The organism is Paenibacillus sp. CAU 1782 (genome assembly GCF_054551715.1).
On sequence record NZ_JBTOLL010000017.1, the window covers coordinates 1 to 19,660 of the forward strand.

Sequence of the window (19,660 nt, forward strand, 5' to 3'; positions counted from 1 at the left end):
GCAGACATTCTTCTTTTTGAATCTAAGCCACAAAACGGACTGTAAATATATTGAACAAATGATTAAAAAAGCAATCTCGTAATATTTGTTGCTGGTAACGTCAGGTTATTTGCATGGCTAGTGCCATTAAACCCGTCTTTACACGGTTTTGAGCTGCTTTTGACGCGCTAACGGTCATGTATGACCGCTAGAAAGTGACTTACCCCATTTTTTGACGTTTAACGGCCACACATGACCGTTAGATTGTTGCAACTGCTGGTCAAACAGTCATGTCCAGTAGGTTTGTATGTCTCAAATGTCTTGTCTCCTTGGTGTCTTGCTGTCTCAATGTCTTGCTGTCTTAGTAGCTTGATGCCTTGACGGCTCGATGTCTCGGTGCTCTTGCTGTCGTGCTGTCTTGTGTCCTTGGTGTCTCGCTGTCTCAATGTCTTGCTGTCTTAGTAGCTTGATGCCTTGACGGCTCGATGTCTCGGTGCTCTTGCTGTCGTGCTGTCTTTGTGTCTTGGTGCCTTGGTGCTCTTGCTGTCTTGCCGTCTTGTTGTCTTTTTGCTTTGAATCGTACTGTCTTGGTGGCTTGTTCTCTAGTTTTCCAGTTGTCTTGACGTCTCGATGTCTTGACGTCTCGATGTCTTGCTGTCTTGTTACCATCGCGTCTTGTTGCTTTGGTGTTTTTGCCGTCATGCTGTCTTGTTGCCGTGGTTCATTAGCTTATAGCTTAATCAGCCTTCACGTTCAGCTTGATGACATGGAAGGACTTGGCTCCAATCTCGTAGTCCAAGATGTCTTCCGCGGTGATGGAACGTTTCTCCGGCGCTACGCGAAGCGGTTCTTCAAAGGTGTTGACGTCTTCGTCGCCGCCTTGCATAATATGGACCTCGCCTTCGTTCGTCAGCGCAAACTCACTGTCCAGCTTCACGCGAACAGAGCGGTCCAGGTGGTTAACCAGCTTGATATAGATCGCTTTATCCTCCTCGCTGTAGGACACGACAAACGGAATTTCTTCCTCGTCATTTATAACCTTCAGCACATCGGAGCCCATCAAAGTTCCGTACAGCTTCTGCACGTAGTAGCTCGGCGTGCCGTAAAGCCGTTCGCCGTCCAGCCAAATCAGATTGGGCGACCACTGGGCATATCCCATTCTCGCAAATAACGGCGCATAGGAGGCTAGCACCACAACATCCGCGTTCCGCTCGAGGCCCGTCATAAATGCCGCTTCGGCTAGCGCGGCGCTCCAATTGTTGAAATGCGGGGAGTTCATCCCGTTGCCGTGATGAGCCGCATATTCGCCGGCAAACACCTTAACATCCCTGGAATAGTTATCGTAAAAATGCACATTGTCGATCAGCCATTGCGGCTTGACGTAATAATGCTCGTCTACCGCGTATACAAAATCGGGATTGATCGCCGATGCCTTCTCGTAATAACTCCAGGCGGAGGAGTAATAGGATGAGGACACATCCGGCCCGGCGGAGCCGATTATTTTCATATACGGATATTGGACATGAATGGCCTGCTGGAACAGCTCGTAACGCCTGTAAAAATCAACGTGCTCCGTTTCCCATTGCTCATTGCCGATTCCGATCATATCCAGGCCAAACGGTTCGGGATGCCCCATCTCCGCACGAAGACTTCCCCACTTGGTGTCGACGGGGCCGTTCGCAAACTGGATCAAATCCAGCGCATCGTCCAGATATGCCTGAAAATCATGGGAATCAACACAAACCAGCTCCGTGGATTGATATTGGCACGCAAGACCAACGTTTACGACGGGAATTGCTTTGGCCCCCAAATATTCGCACAGCAGGAAATATTCATAATAGCCAATACCCAACGTTTGATTATAGTGACTATACTGGCTGATGTAATCATTCCCCTCATGATTGCCATGCAGCGCCCAACGGTTGATATTGGGCTTCCGCTCTTCCGCTTTGCCAACGCTATGCTTCCATTGGTACCGGTTGTCCAACGAATATCCCTCAATAATGCATCCGCCCGGAAAACGCAGAAAACCCGGCTTCATTTCCGCAAGCAGCTCTGCCATATCCCGGCGGAACAATCCCAACACGGCATCCGAAGGAACCATGGATATGAAATCAAAACATACGGTACCCCGCTCGCTTAAAGCAATAACAAAATCGCCGTAGGATATATCCTGCTCGGCCCGAAGCTCCGCCTTATATTGCACCCATTCCCCTGTCACGGAAGCGGCCAACTCGACATGCGCCTTAACCTCGCCTTTTTCCACGACCCGTACTCCAACGGCACCTTTGTAATCTTCGCTCCTTGCATAAAATGAAATATGGTAACTCAAGCCTTTTTTTAAGCTGATCCCATCATACGCTTTATTCGTAAACGCTTTCTGATTTTCAACAGCTGTGAAAGACAAATAATGAGGATTAACGTCGTTAAGCGGTTTATCCTCCCTTATCTCCAGTTCAGCCCCGCTCCCGCTCTGCGGATAGGCGCTCCAGCCGTACAAACCGTCAAATGATTCCCCGTAACTGCCTCTATCTCCCCATGCTTTGCTAAATTCAAAAGAGCGGTTTTCAATCATTTCCGCATGCAGGCCGCCGTCTAGACCGTAATTGATATCCTCAAAAAACAAACCGATCATGCCTTTTTGAATAGCTGCTCCGCGTTCTTTCGTAATGGTTAGCTTCATGAATCATGACCTCGCTTTTAGGTTTGGAATAGGAAAAAAAGCATTAACCTTTCCTATTCAGGATAGTCCAGCCACACATGCCATTCAATGATTTATTGCGTTTATTGACTAACCTATCGTGCAAATTCTATTTACAACCTAAAAACCTGGCTATACAATGGGCATATTCTAGGATGCCGGAGGCCGCATATGTATATAACAAATATCGGCTTTAACCATAGCCATGACAGCGACTTTCTGATCAATCGTCCGCAAGGCTCCGGGGACTGTCTGCTGATCCTGCTCAAAACACCTGCCATCTTTACCTTTTCGGGGTCGGATACTTTGGCAGAAGCGGGTTCCTTTATCCTTTACGGCGAAAATAGGCCTCAGCATTACAGGGCCAGCGGAGCGCAATTTTGCAATGACTGGTTTCATTTCCGCCTGGAGGACAACGATGAAAAATGGCTGGAGGAATTGGGCATTCCTTTGGAGCAGCCTATGCCGGTTGGCGACTTGAACGAGCTCTCCTTGCTTATTAACCATTTGTGCTATGAGAACTATTCATCCAGCCGTCACAAAACAGTGCTGATCAGCTTGTATTTACGCCTGTTTTTTATCAAGCTCAGCAACAGGCTCCATGATCAAAGCAGCGAAATCAACAGCACGCACTTCAACAAAATGTCGCTGATTCGCACCAAAATATACAATCAGCCGTTTCTGAATTGGACACTCGCCGATCTGGCTCATGAGCTGACCATGAGCAAATCCTGCTTTTCGCATCTGTACAAGTCTTTTTTTGGCGTTAGCCCCATTAACGATGTCATTCAAAGCCGTATTGAGCACGCCAAATATTTGCTGTCCAACACCGATTTTGTGGTCAAAAAGATCGCGGATATGTGCGGATACAACAATGAGATTCATTTTATGAGGCAATTCAAGCAGCATGTGCAGCAAACGCCTTCTCAATATAGGGAGAGCATTAACGGAGCATCCATGATAAAATCTAACAAAACAGGATGAGATGAGGAATCTGACATGTGGGAACGCAGGGAGTTAAAAACGCAAGCTAAGGATGTGCTTCGCTTTTCTTACTGGAAAGCATTTTTGGTAAGTTTCGTACTGTCGCTGGTCGGCGGCGGCGGAGGGAGCGGCGGATTTAATTTTTCGAATATATTTAATCTCCGCAATCCGAATTCTGAACCTTCCATCTTTTATCCCTCGGAGTGGGATTGGGAGCTGTTGATGCCATTTATTATAATAGGCATCACGATCTTCATTGTTGTGATAGGTTTTTCGATTGCCTTCCGGATTTTCCTTGGCGCTCCGCTTGAGGTTGGTACATTCCGCTTCTTCAAACGTTCGTCGGAGGACATCATTAATCTGAGCGATATGGGCTTTTCGTTTGTCCCCGGCCGCTACTTCACTATTGTGAAAGCCATGTTTTGGAGAGGCCTGCTAACCTTTTTGTGGACATTGCTGTTCATCATTCCGGGCATCATAAAATCCTACGCCTATAGTATGGTTCCTTTCATTTTGGCTGATAACCCTAATATCGGGTATAGACGAGCTGTGGAGCTAAGCAATGAGATGACGCGGGGACACAAGTTTAGAATGTTTGTATTGAGCCTGAGCTTTATAGGGTGGATTCTTCTGGGCATACTGGCGTTTGGTATCGGGGTTTTGTTTGTCCTCCCTTATATTAATGCAACAAATGCGCAGCTTTACCTCGTTCTTCGCCAAAATGCAGTCGAAAAGGGCCTGACCACACGGGGAGAGCTGAATCTGGATTATCCCATTCAGTAAATGAAAGTGAAGAATTTTGAACAACCATTGAAAGGATGAACCTCCATTACGCTGACATCTCTGCTGCCCGAGCTGGCTGCCCACGAAACGGGCAGCTGTCTTGTTACTCGCAACCAAACAACTTTGCTAACCTATTATAGAGAAGAACAAATGGCGGATTCTCCGGCGAAAATTAATTCCTGCACCAAAAGTGTGTTGTCCGCCTTAATCTGTATAGCCATTGACCGGGGGATGCTTCCTCATTGGAATACGCCGATTTCCGCTTTTTTCCCCGATTTGCTTCAATCCGCCGACAAAAGAAAACGGGAGATTACAATCGCCCATCTCCTGACGATGTCGGCAGGATTCCGGTGGAATGAATTCGGTGGCTTAAACTCCTTTCCCGTCATGACGAAGCAACCCAATTGGATTAAGCATGTGCTGGAGCAGCCGATGGCGGACTCCCCAGGAGAAGTCATGGTATACAATTCAGGCTGCTCCCAGCTGCTGTCCGCCATTCTTAGAGAGGCGTCGGGCATGTCGACGGCAGACTTTGCGGAGCAATATCTGTTTGGTCCGCTTGGCATCGGAAACTATAGCTGGGAAACGGATCCTCAAGGCAACCATACCGGTGGGTTCGGCCTGAAGCTGACTCCTCCTGATATGCTGAAATTTGGACAACTCTTCCTTGCGCAAGGAAATTGGGAGAGTCAACAGCTGCTTTCCCGCGAGATCGTACAAGAGGCGCTGAAACCAGCCTTGCCCGCTTCAGCTCCTGCGCAAGCCGATTACGGCTGGCATTGGTGGATTTCCGAAATAACCGGAGAAACAGGAACGGAAGAAGCCGCTAACCTGCCTTATTTCTATGCCTTGGGCTTCGGCGGACAATACATCGCCGTCGTCCCGGACCTTGAAGTAACCGCCGTCGTGACCTTTGACAAAATCAAACGCCGAAGCCAGCAGGTCCATATCTTCAAGACCTTGATTGCTCCGGCGCTGCTGCGTCATTTATAAAGCTTTGCTTTTATGACCGTTGTCGTGACCGTAATGTTAGTTGGCGTTTACGTATTGAGCGGACTGAATGCCCGCCTGGCGTCCAAAAATAATGATTTCCGCAACGGAATTGCCGCCGATCCGATTTTGCCCGTGCAGACCGCCGGTTACTTCGCCAGCTGCGAACAACCCCGGGATAGGCTGCCCTTCCTTGTTCAGCACTTCGGTGTTCGTGTTGATTTTGACGCCGCCCATCGTGTAATGGATGCCGGGAGCGATTTTGATCGCATAAAAAGGAGCTGCAGACAAATCATTGTCGATGCCGGTTGATCTTCCGAACTCGCCGTCCGTCTTATCCTTCACTGCATTGTTCCATGTATCCATCGTGGTTTTTAATTGCTCTACAGGGACATTCATGGCTTCAGCCAGCGCTTCGACAGTGTCGCCATGAAGGACAAAACTCATTTTGTCATATTGCTGTATCGCTTTGACGCGGGATTTGACCCCGGAATCAAACACAAGAAAAGCGGATTTCTCCGGCAAGGCATTGATGGAAGCCGTCACTTTATCGCGGGTGTCCAGCTCGTTGCCGAATCGTTTGCCTTCTGCGGATACCAGAATGCCGCCTTCGCCTCGAACGGCTTCCCCGATCAAATAGGATTTATCCTGCTGAACAGTGGGGTGAACCTGAATTTGATCCATGTCTACGGTTACTCCGCCCATCTTCTGAATCATCGTGATGCCGTCCCCGGTGCTGCCTGCCTGGTTGGTGGTGACATAGCCTTCAAGATCCGGCCGTACGTTTGTAATCATATCCATGTTGGAGCCAAATCCGCCGGTTGTGACAACAACAGCTTTTGCGGAAATCGTCACTTCGTCCAATTGGTTGAAAACAACCTTGACGCCGTTTGCCGCGCCGTCTTTTTCCGTTATTTCCTTCACTTCCGCATTAACGAACAACGGAATGCCTTGTTCATGAATGTTTTTGACCAGTCCGTTCACCAAATATTGTCCCACAGCAGAGCCGTCCTCCGGACGGTGCGTGCGCTTCTGGCTCATGCCGCCGGTAATAGTAATGCTGCTTAAGCGAATACCAATGGAATCCAGCCAATCGATGGCGTCAGCGGAATGGTCCACAAAATACCGAAGCATCTCCCGATCATTGGTTTCGCGTCCGCCTTTTAATGTTTCGTCATAGAACAAGTCGTTGCTGTCTTCAATCCCCTGTTCCTTCTGGAATTTCGTTTGCGACGCGTTCATCCCGGAGGAGGACTTGGTGGTGTTTCCACCCGCAACCGGCATTTTTTCAAAAATAACCGGGTTCATTCCTTTCGCCTTGGCCTCCAACGCCGCCGACATGCCTGCTCCTCCAGCGCCAACAATAACGATGTCATAGCTATTCTTCAATTGGTCCAGCGGAGTATAGCTTAGCTCGGAAGCGCCTGACACTGCCTCCACTTCTTTCTTTGCTCCGTTTTCCTTGTTGTCGCCCGTTTTGCCGGAGCTTCCGTTTTTGCTGCTTGCGCTTGGACTGCTGTCTGGACTTTCCGCGTTTTTACCGGTGTTGCTTCCGCTGCCGCAACCCGCGATAACCAGCATAACCGACAGAATGAGAATAAGAGCCGCCGTTGCTTGCTTTTTCATTTTAAACCGTGCCCCCTTGTGCATATTTTCACAATTATAGTAATGCCAAAGGGGCCTCCTTTGGAAGCTTTCGTAAGTATTAAACCTTATGTAAATAAAGTAAGCAAGGCAACAAAGCCGGCAGGCGGGGTTACGGCAAATAAGCTCCCTCCACCGCGACCCGCAGCCCTTCCGGCATTTCCTTGTATTTCACCTCAATTTCGCAGCCTCGCTGGTACAAAGGAACCTTGGCAACTGGGATGGCAGTCCTCACCGTAACCCGCTCCACCCCGCCGTAAGGAAGGCGCACATCAAGCTCAAGAAGCACTACGGGCTGTTCGTCAAGCTGTACATCAGTCGGCGTGATCGACACTACCGTCGCGCGGGAGGATATTCCATCTTCCAGCAGAGCTTTAGCCGCTTCCCTCTCTTCACGCCCCACTTGCTTCAACGATCGAACGACAAGCGGCAGCGTAATAAATAGAAAACTCGCAAGCACAAACACGCCAATAGCGATTTCAATCCACGGGGTTTTCATGTAATCACCGCCTCATGTTCTTTTGCCTTTCTTTATGCATTACCCTCAATATGCGGCAATTGAAACAGTAGGCTGCACTGCGAGCATTTGTTGTTTAAATTCTGGAATCATGTGGACTCCTTTATAAAAGTTCGGCTACCAGACAAACGCTGGTTTCTGTTATCCTATGAATACCTTTAAAGGTGAGCTGCCGCATTAAAGCGGAGTGTCTCACCAGGATTACGATAGCATGAAAGGAACCTGATCATGGCTTCCATAGGAAAAAATATACTATTATTGGATCGGAGCAACGATCTCACTCAAACCGATCCGCTCTACGCCTTCGCATTGGACGAGCTGTTATGCCGAAGCGCAGGCAACGGCGGGCCGGCAGTCTGCCATATATGGAGACAATCCCGCGCCTTCATCCTTGGCTCCCGGGACAATCGGATGCCTCATGCCGATGGGGCCAAGCAATGGCTGCAAGCAAGCGGATGGCCCGTCATGGTGCGCAATTCCGGCGGCGCAGCAGTTCCGCTGGATAGCGGCGTCGTCAATCTGTCTCTCATTTTGCCCAAGGGCGAAACCTCGGAAACGGGCTACAACGGGGACTTTGAAACGATGTACCGCCTGATTGCCCAGGCCCTCCGCAATACAGGCAAAGCCGTAGAAAAGGGAGAGATCCAGGGCGCGTATTGCCCCGGCGACTTTGATCTGAGCATTGACGGATTCAAATTTTGCGGCATCGCCCAGCGAAGACAGGTCCATGCCGCCATCATTCAGGCCTTTGTTGTTGCCGAAGGTTCGGGGCGTGACCGCGCCGAATTCGTCCGGTCCTTCTATGATATCGCCTCTGGCAACGATAATAGCCTGGGCCACCCCATCGTAACCGGCGATAGCACGGGTAGTCTTGAAGAGCTGTCAGGACTTGGCCCGCAGGCGGCCGCCTCCTTCGTACAAGCCGTCAGGGACGTCATTCGGGAAACCCAGACGACTGAAGGCCTGACGGAAGCCGCCGCCAGATTGCGCATGCCGGCCGCCGATGAATTGCAGAACATGATCTCGCAGCTCCGAACGCGTTACAATTAGCGGCAGTGGAACGTCCGCAAGCCTAAACGAGAGCGCCCTTATTTGACACGGAATGTTCGAACGCTGTATTTCCGCACGGCGATAAGGGCTATAACTACGTACAATAACGCTAGTCCGCTCCAGACAAGTGCAAAAGCCACCACCGTTGGCTTTAACGCAAGGCTAAGACCGCACACTACGGACATGGACAAGTTGATAACGTGGTAACCCGGATTTTTGACGTTCAGCTCGGTGGAGTAGGGCTGAAAGATGTAGTACAGGAACAAATGATGAACCGAAAAAAAGACAGACAGCGCCATCAGGCTTACCCAGAGCATGGTCAAATCCAGATTCCATTCCCCGCCTCTGATCAATGAAATAACAGTTAACGTAAAACCAACCGCTGCCGCGACCAGCACATTCATCCAAACTATTTTTTGGAGTCGAATGAGGAAGTGCTGAGGGGCAGATTTGCGGTAAAAGCTATATCTTAAGAGATTGATATCGCAGTTGTAAAAAAACGATCGGCACAACTTTTCGCCAACGGACAAAAAATACATGGCGAGCACAAGCGCGGGAACGATAGCCTCCAAGCTGAATGGCAACGCCTGCAAACGCTCCTTCCCCGTCAACGAAAAGAGAATCGCAATAACACCAACTGCTCCGATGATAGCTATACGTTTTATAACGGGCTTCCGAATCTGGTTAGCGTGCCGGGCCATAAAAATGTCGTTTAAATAAGAATATCCCCGTTTTCCAGCAAGCTTGCCGCCTAGACTTCCGGCTTCTTCATAATCGCTTACTTTGGTTTGGACGCTGTTTTTCTGAGCGTCGACCATCATTTTTCCCAGGTTAAGCAGCGGATCGTCCCTTTTAGTAGCGGCATCCACGACCCCGGCATATCCCCGATAAGTCACCAGCCCCGCACTTAACGCTAAACCCAAAACCGCAAAAACCAAGCTAACGACGGTGCTTCGGATCAGTTCTCCAGCCAGCGGCGGCATGTCAATAAAGAAGGGAACGTAACCCGCAATCAAACCAACGACGATCGTCGCCCAAGCGATGAGCACATGCTTAATTAAAATCATTCCTGTTTTGTCATACAGCTTGGCATGGAGATATTCCGTTCCCGCACGCCACAAGGTCAGGCTGAGTGACACTACAATCGCTTCGAGCGCCGAGCCGTCCAGCAGGAAGACGAACAACAGCATAGCGGGCAGCAAATAAATCAGGAAGGTGGCGTATTTGTAGAGCAGCACCGCCTTCATATAATGAGCGGGAGACATTCGCATCAGCTTGACCGCAACAAACTTTTCTCTTTTTGGCTCCAGTATGGTTGCACTGCTAACCGCGGAAACGACAAAGCTGAGCATGAACAACAGATGATAAAATGCATTCAGGCGGCCGACGGAGTCCATGTTCTCCGCAAACAGCGCAACCGGGGCATACAGCATCAGACCGACATAAGCAAAGCGCAGTGCGAATCCGTACAATACGTTAAGCAAAAAAGCCGCCGCCGCAATTCCATTTTTCAAATCCAGCCGTGCATATAGAGAGTCCGCAATATAACGCCCGATCAGCGGCATACGCTGCGCGTAATAGATAAACAGATTAGTGAGAGTGGAGATGCGAAGAACCAGCAACATTTTAATAGTCGACATGATGTTCATCCTTCAGCAATTCAATGACCGTGCTTTCAAATTCTGCGCTCTTTAACAATTCGGCCGGAACGGCTGACAGCTCTCCTTTGTTCAAAATAACCAGCTCGTCGCACAAGTCGGACGCCAGCTGCAAAATATGTGTGGAGAAAATAAGAATATGGTCCTTCTTCATTTCTTTCAGCATATTTTTCATCTCCAGCGCCACAATGACGTCAAAGGAGGTGAGCGGTTCATCCAGCAAAATGACAAGCGGCTTTGTAATCAGGAAAAGGAGCATTTGAATCTTGTTTTTCATGCCGTGGGAATACCCCTTAATCAGCCGATGCCGATCCTCCTCAGTGATGCTCATCCGATCGAAGTATCCGTCGATAGTTTGATCCATCGCCAGCTTGTCCTCGTTAACCTCCATAAAAAACTTGATGAATTCATATCCCGTCAAAAAATCCGGAAGCAGCGGCAGGGAATACACATAGCCGATATCCCCTTCATCCGCCTCTCTCTTGACCCCTCCGTCGTCCAGCAGCACCTTCCCGCCATCCATGGGCAGTTCGCGGCTCAAACAGTTAAACAACGTTGTTTTTCCCGCTCCGTTCCGCCCCAGCAAGCCGTATATCTTCCCTTTTTCAAAAGTAAAGCTGGCTTCCTTCAGCACTTGCTTATCATTAAATTGCTTTGTTACCTTCTCCGCTATCAGTCGCATGCTTTTTCTCCATTCCGTTCCATACTTTAACGTCTCTTGGAAATACGCGCCAGAATGCTCCCGGTTTCGGATGCCTGCTCCTTATGCAGTCATAAAAAAAACGCCCCGGTCATCTCTCTTGGAGATAATCGCAGCGCTAACTTGATCTTTATGAATTCCTTGATTATGCCTCTTCGCCTGTCTGCTTCTTATGAAACACGGCGTCGAGCGACAGCCAGCGGCTTCCGTTTAATGCCAGCAGCACGCAGCAGGCCGCAATAATGATATCCAGCTCATAGCCGTTGACAAAGCCCATGCCGCTTTTGACCATTGCCGTCGCCACGGCCATCTGGACAAAAAACAATCCCGCGAATACCCGGGTTTCAAGACCCAAAACAAGCGCCGCGCCGCCTACAACTTCAAGCGTGGAAATGACATAAGCCAGGAATCCAGCAATGCCGAACCCTTCAAAAAACATTGAAGTATTGCTCATTCCGCTCAAAAACTTGTCCATGCCGTGAATAAAGAAAGTAATGCCCACTATAACGCGGACCACAAAAATCGAAAAGCCTAACCGATTAAACGTCAACTCTGCCAACCCCTCGCTGGTATACTTTTAATACTATTAATATAATATTTGCAGTTAATTACTTCAAGTAATTATAATAGAGCTAGTCATCATTTCTCTGAGGGGGAGCACAACATGGCAGCTATGAGCAATACATCCTTCAAAATACCTGGCATTACGCTTAAAACAAAAATAATGAGCGGATTTTCCATTGTTTTATTTTTCCTTATGATATTGTCAAGCATTACCTATTTTGAATTGGAGCAGCAGAAAAAAGCCTATACCGAGCTGGAGAGTCTGCTGGCCCAGGCTGCAGAAGTCAACTCGTCCTCCAACGAGGTTTTGGGGCAGCTGGCGGGAGCCGCAAGCGGCGCGGATGTAGCTGGCCTGTCTGAAGCCGCGGAACAAAGCCGCTCGCTTGCGGACAAACTAGACCCTTGGAATGAGGAGCGTATTAGCCGGGAAGCTTCGGCTGCCGGCTCCCAAGCTCCGCAGGATATGAAATTGGACCGCTTCAGCAATATGGATGCCGATCATCTGGCCGAGTTTCAATTTTCGATGTTTTCTTGCCTGATTATTTTGCTCGGCATTATTGTGGCCAGATGGATTACCTATATGGTTTCTGCACCCGTCACCGCTATTTCTGTAACCATTAATCAAATCGCCAGAGGCAACTTGCTTGTGAAGGACTTGCCTGCAACAAGACAGGATGAGCTGGGCGATATGGCTCGCGCTATTAATGCCATGCGCCAGGGTCTCCATCATCTGGTCAGCAAAATCAACGCCGGTGCCGTTCAGGTAGCAGCATCCTCCAACGAGCTCTATACGGGGTCCGAACAAAGCGCCCAGGCGGCCAAGCAGATTACCGCTTATATTGAAACGATCTCCCGCAACGCCGTCGTGCAGCATGACGAGGCTTTGCATGCCAAACAAACGGCCGAGCATCATCTGGACAGTCTCAACCATCTGCTTGAAGCTTCCCGCGTAGTGAGACATGCTTCGGAAAGCGTTCAGCAGGAGGTGGACAACGGCGGCACCGTCGTTGTTCATACGACGCAACAGATGGAAAAAATCAAACAAACCACAACGGAAATACACGATGTCATCCAACAGCTCGCCCTGCGTTCACAGGAAATCGGAGTTGTTGCCCATGTCATCAACGATATCGCGCAGCAAACCAATCTGCTTGCGCTGAACGCCTCCATTGAAGCCGCCAATGCCGGCGAACACGGAAGAGGTTTTGCCGTTGTAGCAAGCGAGGTTCGCAAGTTGGCCTACCGTTCCAGCGAGTCGGCGGGACAAATAGCCGATTTAATAAGGGAAATCCAGTCCGAGATGAATTCGGCTTCCACTTCAATGGCAGCCGGTATGAGAGAAGCCGAGGAAGGCATGCTTGTTGTCAAGCAAACCGATGATTCGTTTAAGCAAATCCTGGTTTCGGCTCAAGAAGCCCAAATCCAGATTGGCCAAATGGCCGGGCTGATCGCCGAGCTTGAAGCAGGATCGCAGCAGGTCGCATCCATGTCGGGTATTTTGGCGGAGCGCTCGCAAGGCATCTCGCATGACATTAAACGAATCTCGGAATCGTCGGATGCGCAAAGCGGCTCCGTGCAGCACATGGCCAATTCCACCGAAGCATTAAGCCTGCTCTCGTCCGAGCTTGAAAGCGAGGTCGGGAGGTTCATTATCCATCCGCCCGAAACGAGCTTGGGCGTAAGCGGCGAAATAGACGGCAAGCAGCCGGAGTAAGGCGAAATCAGGCATAAACGAGACCAAGACCGGCAAAAACGTACAGCCAAAACGCAGCCAGAGCGCTGGCTGGCATACTCAATTCCCGGCTAAACGCAAAGCACAAAAAAGCGGTACATTCCTGACCCAGAAGAGCCGGGATGTACCGCTTTTTGGCGTTCACACATTTTGAACGGTGTGGGGTTTGCTATAATGGCTGACTCCGCCGGAGCCGACTAGAACAGTACCGCCTTTTGGAAACGTGATCAGTCTGCTCTCCCCGTTGGCAAGCAGCACGGTCAACGAGGCGTCGTTGCGGCGTGCCGTATAGACCACATAACCGCTATCGGTTATCGAAAGTTTTCCAGTGCTTGTCGAACTCCGCCCGTTGTACCCGGTTGGAAAACACCTGGTTTCCCGTTCGCGAGATATCTTCTGGACGGATGGGCCAGCCCGAGATGTTCCCTCAGTGTATCGCCTTCGTAATCTTGGCGGAATTTGCCGCGCCGTTGCAGAATCGGCACCACTTCATCGACAAAAAGCGTAAAATCGCCCGGCAATACAGGCGGCATAATGTTAAAGCCGTCGCACCCCCGCTCTTCGTACCATTGAATCATCAGGTCTGCCAAACGTTCCGGCGTGCCGACAAACTGCAGATGTCCCCTTGCGCCAAGGAAGATTCGTCCAAGCTCCAGAATCGACAGTTTTTTGTTATAGGCAAGATCCATAAACAGCTGAACTCTGCTCTTCATTCCGTTGGAGCTTGCCACAAGATCAAACGGAAGTTCAGGCAAGGGCTGATCGGCGGAATAGCCGCTCAGATCATAATTAATAAAACGCGAGATGACCTCCACCGCCATAGCCGGAGTGATCAGCTCCTGAAGCTCCTGATGTCTATGTCTGGCCTCGGCATCCGTCGATCCGATGATCGGCGAAAGGCCCGGCATAATTTTGGCGCTATCGCGTGCCCTGCCAGCTCTGGTTAACTGGTCTCCGACAGCGTCATGGAACTGTCGCGCGGATTCCAGAGATTGCTGCGCCGTAAACACAACATCGGCAAAACGTCCTGCAAAACCTTGGCCTTGGCTGGAAGAGCCGGCTTGAATCAAGACGGGACGTCCTTGCGGCGAACGCGGCACATTCAGGTAACCTTTGGCTCCATACCAGCGCCCCTTGTAATCCACTTCCTTCAGCTGGCCAAAATCAGCAAAACGTCCGCCAGCCCGGTCCAGCACAAGCGTGTCTTCCCCCCAGCTGTCCCACAGCTTTGCCACCACTTCCGTAAACTCCTCCGCCATCTCGTAGCGGAGGGCATGGTCGGGATGTTTCTCCCTGCCGTAGTTCAACGCTTCCAGATCCAGTTGGGAGGTTACAATATTCCACGCCGCCCTGCCTCCGCTGATATGATCAAGCGAAGACATGGCGCGGGCTACATTGTAAGGTTCGCTGTAGGTTGTGGAGATGGTTCCCGCAAGCCCCAACTTCTCCGTAACCCCCGCGATTGCAGACAAAACAACGACGGGATCAAGCATGCCGTTGGCCGCTCCTTCGGAAGGCTGAACGTACAATAGATTTGCCAAAAACAACATATCGAACTTGCCGCGCTCCGCCGTTTTGGCCAACTCCACATAATAGGGCAGCTTGAACATATCTTCGGCGCCGGACTCGGAATGGCGCCAGCCCGCATGATGATGACCGGTATAATAAATGAAGGCGCCCAAGTGAAGGCGGCCGTCCCTTTTCTGTAAGCTCATACTCTTCGTCCTTTCTGCTCTAGCGCATTATAAATTCAAATATCAAATATGCTTTTCTCCAGAACCATTCATACTTTGTCCTGCTTTTGCCATTGCTTTTAGTTGAATTTATACTTCGTCTCTAGCCTTTGTACACTTCGCGCCAGCCCAGCCACTTTTTCTCCAGACGCCGCACGGCGAGATCCGATAAACGGCCGGCAAGCGCAAAAATCAAGATGCCGGCAAACACGATATCCGTTCGGGTATACGTCCGGGCATCCTGAATCATATAGCCGATGCCCGCGCTGGTCGCCATCATCTCCGCCACTACGAGCACCAGCCAAGCATTGCCCGCAGCCAGCCGAAAACCAAGCAGCACATTAGGGAGGGCCGAAGGCAAAATCAGCTTGGTCAGCCGCTGCCAGGTCGAATAATTTAAAATTTGCGTAACCTGGTAAAGCTTGCTCTCCACTGACCGCACGCCAAGATACGTGTTCACGTAGACGGGAAAAAAAGCGCCCAGGGAGATCATTAATATTTTGGAAAATTCGCCAATGCCAAACCACAAGATAAAGAGGGGAATGAGAGCCAGCAGCGGGACGGTGCGCAGCATCTGCAGCGAAGGGTCGAGCATTTTGCCCGCGATGCGCCCCAATCCCGTAAACAGCCCCAGAAGCAGTCCCGTCAATGTACCCAGCGCAAACCCAAGAATAACCCTTTTTAAACTAATAAACAGATGACGCCACAGCTCGCCGTTTTCCGCCTGCGTATAATAGCTTTTGATAATGGCGGTTGGGGCTGGCAGTTGGTCGGCTGATATCCAGCCGAATGTGCCGGACAGCTGCCATAATGCCACAACGCCAACGGGCAAAATCCAGCCATGCAGATAAGGAGGCGCGAGGCCGATTTTCGCTTGGCTTTGACCGTCGATTTGCGCCTGGCCTTTCGTATGGACCATTGAAAGCACAGCTTGCTTGTCGCTCATCCCTTCACCGCCTCCGCTTTATAGGTGTCCTGCCAGGACAGCAGCCTGCGCTCCAGCATTTTGACCAATGAATCGCTAAGCTTGCCAACCAGCGCAAATACGTTAATGCCAACAATAACAAGGCTGGTGATGGAAAAGGATCTTGCATCCATGATCAAATAACCAAAGCCGGAGCTTGCGCCCATCATTTCCGCGACCACCAGGCTTAACCAGGCGATGCCAAGCGAAAGCCTGATGCCAAGCAATATGCTTGGCAGCGCAGCCGGCACAATCAGCTTCAGGATCATGTCCTTGCGGCTGAACTCCAGCACCCTTGCCACATCGAACAGCTTGCCGTCCACAGAACGGATACCCAGAAACGTATTCACATACAGAGGAAAAAACGCCCCTTTGGCAATAATTAGCACCATCGATAATTCCCCAAAGCCGAACCATAAAATAAACAGCGGAGCGATGACCAGATGGGGCAAGGTGCGCAGCACCTGGATCGAAGGATCAACCAGCCGTTCCATGCGATACGAAAAGCCTACCCATATACCGGCTAACAGCCCTGCGCCGCCCCCCAGCACAAATCCTTGCAGTGCCCGCCATGCGGAAATGCCCAGATGATGCAGCATTTCACCGGAGCTTGCCAATGCCGCAAATTCCTCCACGATGGTCCAAGGCGACGGCAGCAAAATCGGATTGAGAAGCCCAAGCCCCGCCGCAGCCTGCCAGCTTGCTATAATCGCCAGCGGCAGAAGCCAGCCCAGCAGCGCATTTCCAGCGGCAAGGCGAAGCCGTGTCGCAGCTCCTTCTTTTTTCACTTCAACCGCCCCCTTTCTTCCGTTTTCTCATCCGGCTCGCAGCACTAAGGCCGAGCCGCCGCCAGAGCCGCGTCAATGAACTGATTGTCGATGATATCCGTAACTTTAATTTCCTTGCGGATGGTTTTGATCTCAAATTGGAAATCCGCCGTTTTCTGCAATTCTGCCGCCGTCGCTTCGCTGACCGGAATATTGGTTTGGCGGCTGTTGGTCAAAATTCCTTGGATGACGGCCTCCGGCACGCCGCGCTCCTCGGCATATCGTTTCACCGCCTCCTCGTAATTGTTTTCCTCCCACAGTCTGGCCTTCTCCAATACCGACAGGTACAGCGTCACCAGTTCCGGATAATCAGCCGCTATCTTTTCCCGGACAATGTAGAAGGATTGCGACAAGATGCCGAGGTCGCTGCCATCAACAAGCACCTTCCCTTTGCCGGTCAATGTCTCCAGCGTAATGTAAGGCTCCCAGGTTGCCCATGCATCTACGTTGCCCCCTTCAAAAGCAGGCTGCGATTCATTGGGCTGCAGGTTGATCGTTTCAATATCCGACGAGGACAAACCGGCTTCCTTTAAGCCTCTGTGCAAGAAGTTAAAGGCGTTGCTGCCTGTCGTCACAGTTACCTTTTTACCCTTAAGGTCGCCGATCGAAGCCACTTCGCTGTCTGGCGGAACAATGATTGCCACGTTGTTTTTACCGTCAATCGCTTCGGAAATAATACGGAAGGGGATGCCCGCAGCCTGAGCCGCCACAACAGGCAAGTTGCCAAGCCCCGCGAAGTCCAGCTTTCCGGAAGCCATTGCTTCCGTCATGGGAGGACCGCTCTGGAACTCTGCCCATTCAATCGTAACGCCCAGTTTGCCGAACTCGTCCTCAAACCATTTTTCCTCTCTTGCTTTGCCCCATAATCCGCCGCTGCCCTGCACGCCTAGCACCAGCTTGAGGCCTTTATAATCCTTGGCCGCTTCTGCGCCGTCCTTCTTATCGCCTTCCGGCGTTGCCGTTGCTTCCGCCGTCGCGCTCCCCCCTGCACCGTTTCCGGAGTTTCCTCCTCCCGAGTTGCTGCCGCAAGCGACGGCCACCAGAGCTACCGTCATCAAAACCACTAATGTCATCAACCATTTTTTCATGTTTTCCCACTCCTTTTAGAGGGCTATACCCTCATTTATATGTGTGAACCGAAATCAACCGATGGCCCTTCCACTTTCTCGAATTCATTCATTACCGTGCGTCTCCAATCTTGAAAAGCAGCGCCGCTGCGCTCGCGCGGATAAGCCAGCTTTACGGGGAGAACGGAACGGATATGACCCGGCCGAGGCTCCATAATGACCACCCGCTGTCCCAAAAAGACTGCTTCGTCGATATCGTGCGTGACTAGCAGCATGGTTGTTTTGTTTTTCTCCCATATTTCCAGCAGCGCCTCCTGCATATGGACTCTTGTAAAAGCGTCCAATGCGCCAAACGGCTCATCAAGCAGCAGCACCTCCGGATTGCGAAGCAGCGCCCTTGCGATGGCAACCCGCTGCGCCATCCCGCCGGACAACTCACGGGGATATGCTTTTTCAAAGCCGCGCAGCTTCACCAGTTCAACCAGCTCCTGGACTCTGTCCCGTATGCCGGAATCTCTCAACGACAAATTGCCAGCGATATTTTGCAGGACATTCATCCAGGGAAACAAACGAGGCTCCTGAAAAATAACTCCTTTATCCACGCCGGGACCGCTTATCGGTTTCCCGTTCAGCAGAACAGAGCCGGCGTAACCGGTGTCCAGCCCCGCTACAATTTTCAGCAAGGTGCTTTTGCCGCAGCCGCTGGGACCGATGATCGTCAGAAGTTCGCCTTTATTGACGGTTAAGCCAATATCTTTTAGCGCTTCGACCCGTCCGCCTGGCGTTTCAAAAATTTTGTTCAAGTCATTAACCAACAACAGAGGTTCAAATCCTGTATTTTTCGTCAATTTAAACAATTCACCCCTATTTACTTGGAATTATAAATAAAAAAAAGATTCCTTAAGGAATAGCTGCTCCGGCGGACCGGAAGCCGCTCTGTCTGGTTATACTCATCCGCCAAACAAACCGAACCTCGATTCGGTTTGTTGTATTGAATTATAACCACCGCCCGGAATCTCTGTCAATGCTTTTGTGTGATATTTCTCACTTCACAAACAGGTTTACTATGCTTTGTGCTTCTACGGCAACCGGAACCTCGTATCCCGGCGCTCTTTGCAGCGTAAGCCCCTGTATCAGGCTGACCAAATAGAAGGCCAACTGGGTTGGATCGCCGTCTTTGATTTCGCCCAGCCTTTGCCCTTCCGCCATAATGGAGGCGATTGGAGCAAGGTTATCCGTGAAGCGGTCCGTTACACCCCTTCGAATCTGATGCGAGATCAGGTGGCTTGTTCGTACATTCTGGCGGATCATCGTAAGCGCCCAGTTTTCTTCCATCGTCAGCCAATCTCCGGTTAGCCTGGCCAGCTTGACTAGCGGCGGCTCATCAAGCCGTTCCAGTTCCCTGACCAGCTCGCCATAATTCTGCTGGGACCGCTTCAACAGCACGTCCAGCAGCTCCTCTTTTGACTTGAAATAATGATACAAATTGCCGATGCTGATTCCAGCTGACTGGGCGATATCCTTCATGCTGGTTGCGCCGATTCCTTTGCCTGCTATCGTATAGACGGCGGAATCCAATATGTCGCTCATCTTCTGATCTCTGTGCTGCATGTCTCGGTCAACGTTCCGGGGTGACAACTTCATTCCTCGTTTCATGGACTTTTTTTCGTATTGTATCATACTTCCTCCGCGCGGCACATTTGGTTCTGCTGGGTGTCCCTTCCGCATAGGCCACTCGCCGCGTGGGAATAGTAGGAAGACTATCGG

At 50.7% G+C, this 19,660-nt stretch carries 18 protein-coding genes; 5 read left to right on the forward strand and 13 right to left on the reverse strand.

The window, feature by feature from the left end:
* Positions 1-715: 715 nt before the first annotated feature.
* Positions 716-2,662 carry an alpha-L-arabinofuranosidase C-terminal domain-containing protein gene (locus ACX93W_RS22555; protein ID WP_459394634.1) on the reverse strand — a complete coding sequence of 649 codons (1,947 nt, stop codon included), beginning with the start codon at positions 2,660-2,662 and terminating at the stop codon, positions 716-718.
* A 189-nt stretch (positions 2,663-2,851) separates the two neighbouring features.
* On the opposite strand from ACX93W_RS22555, the gene ACX93W_RS22560 reads away from it, so the two are divergent.
* From ACX93W_RS22560 to ACX93W_RS22570, 3 genes are all read left to right on the forward strand, one after another.
* On the forward strand, positions 2,852-3,664 hold the full coding sequence (locus ACX93W_RS22560) for an AraC family transcriptional regulator (RefSeq protein WP_459394635.1): 813 nt from the start codon (positions 2,852-2,854) through the stop codon (positions 3,662-3,664).
* 15 nt (positions 3,665-3,679) lie between these two features.
* Positions 3,680-4,447, forward strand: coding sequence for a DUF975 family protein (locus tag ACX93W_RS22565; RefSeq protein ID WP_459394636.1), 768 nt, complete (start codon positions 3,680-3,682; stop codon positions 4,445-4,447).
* 72 nt (positions 4,448-4,519) lie between these two features.
* Positions 4,520-5,440 carry a serine hydrolase domain-containing protein gene (locus tag ACX93W_RS22570; RefSeq protein ID WP_459394719.1) on the forward strand — a complete coding sequence of 307 codons (921 nt, stop codon included), beginning with the start codon at positions 4,520-4,522 and terminating at the stop codon, positions 5,438-5,440.
* A 36-nt stretch (positions 5,441-5,476) separates the two neighbouring features.
* On the opposite strand, the gene ACX93W_RS22575 is transcribed toward ACX93W_RS22570, so the two are convergent.
* Both ACX93W_RS22575 and ACX93W_RS22580 read right to left on the reverse strand, forming a co-directional pair.
* Positions 5,477-7,087, reverse strand: coding sequence for a flavocytochrome c (locus ACX93W_RS22575; RefSeq protein WP_459394637.1), 1,611 nt, complete (start codon positions 7,085-7,087; stop codon positions 5,477-5,479).
* 106 nt (positions 7,088-7,193) lie between these two features.
* The gene (locus ACX93W_RS22580; protein WP_459394638.1) at positions 7,194-7,580 is read right to left on the reverse strand and encodes a hypothetical protein; all 387 of its coding nucleotides are present in this window, start codon (positions 7,578-7,580) and stop codon (positions 7,194-7,196) included.
* Between the two features lie 246 nt (positions 7,581-7,826).
* Here ACX93W_RS22580 and ACX93W_RS22585 point away from each other — a divergent pair, with 246 nt between their 5' ends.
* A complete protein-coding gene (locus tag ACX93W_RS22585) occupies positions 7,827-8,648 on the forward strand; it encodes a lipoate--protein ligase family protein (RefSeq protein ID WP_459394639.1) in 822 nt (273 codons plus the stop codon).
* A 38-nt stretch (positions 8,649-8,686) separates the two neighbouring features.
* Here ACX93W_RS22585 and ACX93W_RS22590 read toward each other — a convergent pair whose 3' ends face one another.
* From ACX93W_RS22590 to ACX93W_RS22600, 3 genes are all read right to left on the reverse strand, one after another.
* Positions 8,687-10,288, reverse strand: a complete 1,602-nt coding sequence (locus ACX93W_RS22590) for a hypothetical protein (protein WP_459394640.1) — start codon at positions 10,286-10,288, stop codon at positions 8,687-8,689.
* The gene (locus tag ACX93W_RS22595; RefSeq protein WP_459394641.1) at positions 10,275-10,988 is read right to left on the reverse strand and encodes an ABC transporter ATP-binding protein; all 714 of its coding nucleotides are present in this window, start codon (positions 10,986-10,988) and stop codon (positions 10,275-10,277) included. Before ACX93W_RS22595 ends, ACX93W_RS22590 begins: the two co-directional genes overlap by 14 nt.
* 163 nt (positions 10,989-11,151) lie before the next feature.
* Positions 11,152-11,556 carry a DoxX family protein gene (locus ACX93W_RS22600; protein ID WP_459394642.1) on the reverse strand — a complete coding sequence of 135 codons (405 nt, stop codon included), beginning with the start codon at positions 11,554-11,556 and terminating at the stop codon, positions 11,152-11,154.
* Positions 11,557-11,670: 114 nt separating this feature from the next.
* On the opposite strand from ACX93W_RS22600, the gene ACX93W_RS22605 reads away from it, so the two are divergent.
* A complete protein-coding gene (locus ACX93W_RS22605; protein WP_459394643.1) occupies positions 11,671-13,284 on the forward strand; it encodes a methyl-accepting chemotaxis protein in 1,614 nt (537 codons plus the stop codon).
* A gap of 159 nt (positions 13,285-13,443) precedes the next feature.
* Here ACX93W_RS22605 and ACX93W_RS22610 read toward each other — a convergent pair whose 3' ends face one another.
* The 7 genes from ACX93W_RS22610 to ACX93W_RS22640 all read right to left on the reverse strand — a co-directional run bounded on the left by ACX93W_RS22610 (position 13,444) and on the right by ACX93W_RS22640 (position 19,483).
* On the reverse strand, positions 13,444-13,599 hold the full coding sequence (locus tag ACX93W_RS22610; protein ID WP_459394644.1) for a hypothetical protein: 156 nt from the start codon (positions 13,597-13,599) through the stop codon (positions 13,444-13,446).
* Between the two features lie 14 nt (positions 13,600-13,613).
* Positions 13,614-15,017 (reverse strand): LLM class flavin-dependent oxidoreductase, encoded by a 1,404-nt coding sequence (locus ACX93W_RS22615; RefSeq protein WP_459394645.1) that lies wholly within the window; start codon positions 15,015-15,017, stop codon positions 13,614-13,616.
* 121 nt (positions 15,018-15,138) lie between these two features.
* Complete coding sequence (locus ACX93W_RS22620; protein ID WP_459394646.1) at positions 15,139-15,981, reverse strand: ABC transporter permease; 843 nt, start codon at positions 15,979-15,981, stop codon at positions 15,139-15,141.
* Positions 15,978-16,787, reverse strand: coding sequence for an ABC transporter permease (locus tag ACX93W_RS22625; RefSeq protein WP_459394647.1), 810 nt, complete (start codon positions 16,785-16,787; stop codon positions 15,978-15,980). Before ACX93W_RS22625 ends, ACX93W_RS22620 begins: the two co-directional genes overlap by 4 nt.
* A gap of 44 nt (positions 16,788-16,831) precedes the next feature.
* The gene (locus tag ACX93W_RS22630; RefSeq protein ID WP_459394648.1) at positions 16,832-17,914 is read right to left on the reverse strand and encodes an aliphatic sulfonate ABC transporter substrate-binding protein; all 1,083 of its coding nucleotides are present in this window, start codon (positions 17,912-17,914) and stop codon (positions 16,832-16,834) included.
* A gap of 35 nt (positions 17,915-17,949) precedes the next feature.
* Positions 17,950-18,741: an ABC transporter ATP-binding protein gene (locus tag ACX93W_RS22635; RefSeq protein WP_459394649.1), complete on the reverse strand. Its 792-nt coding sequence runs from the start codon at positions 18,739-18,741 to the stop codon at positions 17,950-17,952.
* 196 nt (positions 18,742-18,937) lie between these two features.
* Positions 18,938-19,483 carry a TetR/AcrR family transcriptional regulator gene (locus tag ACX93W_RS22640; RefSeq protein ID WP_459394650.1) on the reverse strand — a complete coding sequence of 182 codons (546 nt, stop codon included), beginning with the start codon at positions 19,481-19,483 and terminating at the stop codon, positions 18,938-18,940.
* Positions 19,484-19,660: the final 177 nt, after the last annotated feature.

Coding starts and splice junctions, on each gene's coding strand:
- ACX93W_RS22590 (WP_459394640.1), bottom strand. CDS start 10,288: ATGTCGACTATTAAAATGTTGCTGGTTCTTCGCATCTCCACTCTCACT.
- ACX93W_RS22585 (WP_459394639.1), top strand. CDS start 7,827: ATGGCTTCCATAGGAAAAAATATACTATTATTGGATCGGAGCAACGAT.
- ACX93W_RS22640 (WP_459394650.1), bottom strand. CDS start 19,483: ATGAGCGACATATTGGATTCCGCCGTCTATACGATAGCAGGCAAAGGA.
- ACX93W_RS22580 (WP_459394638.1), bottom strand. CDS start 7,580: ATGAAAACCCCGTGGATTGAAATCGCTATTGGCGTGTTTGTGCTTGCG.
- ACX93W_RS22560 (WP_459394635.1), top strand. CDS start 2,852: ATGTATATAACAAATATCGGCTTTAACCATAGCCATGACAGCGACTTT.
- ACX93W_RS22630 (WP_459394648.1), bottom strand. CDS start 17,914: ATGAAAAAATGGTTGATGACATTAGTGGTTTTGATGACGGTAGCTCTG.
- ACX93W_RS22615 (WP_459394645.1), bottom strand. CDS start 15,017: ATGAGCTTACAGAAAAGGGACGGCCGCCTTCACTTGGGCGCCTTCATT.
- ACX93W_RS22595 (WP_459394641.1), bottom strand. CDS start 10,988: ATGCGACTGATAGCGGAGAAGGTAACAAAGCAATTTAATGATAAGCAA.
- ACX93W_RS22575 (WP_459394637.1), bottom strand. CDS start 7,087: ATGCACAAGGGGGCACGGTTTAAAATGAAAAAGCAAGCAACGGCGGCT.
- ACX93W_RS22565 (WP_459394636.1), top strand. CDS start 3,680: ATGTGGGAACGCAGGGAGTTAAAAACGCAAGCTAAGGATGTGCTTCGC.
- ACX93W_RS22555 (WP_459394634.1), bottom strand. CDS start 2,662: ATGAAGCTAACCATTACGAAAGAACGCGGAGCAGCTATTCAAAAAGGC.
- ACX93W_RS22605 (WP_459394643.1), top strand. CDS start 11,671: ATGGCAGCTATGAGCAATACATCCTTCAAAATACCTGGCATTACGCTT.
- ACX93W_RS22620 (WP_459394646.1), bottom strand. CDS start 15,981: ATGAGCGACAAGCAAGCTGTGCTTTCAATGGTCCATACGAAAGGCCAG.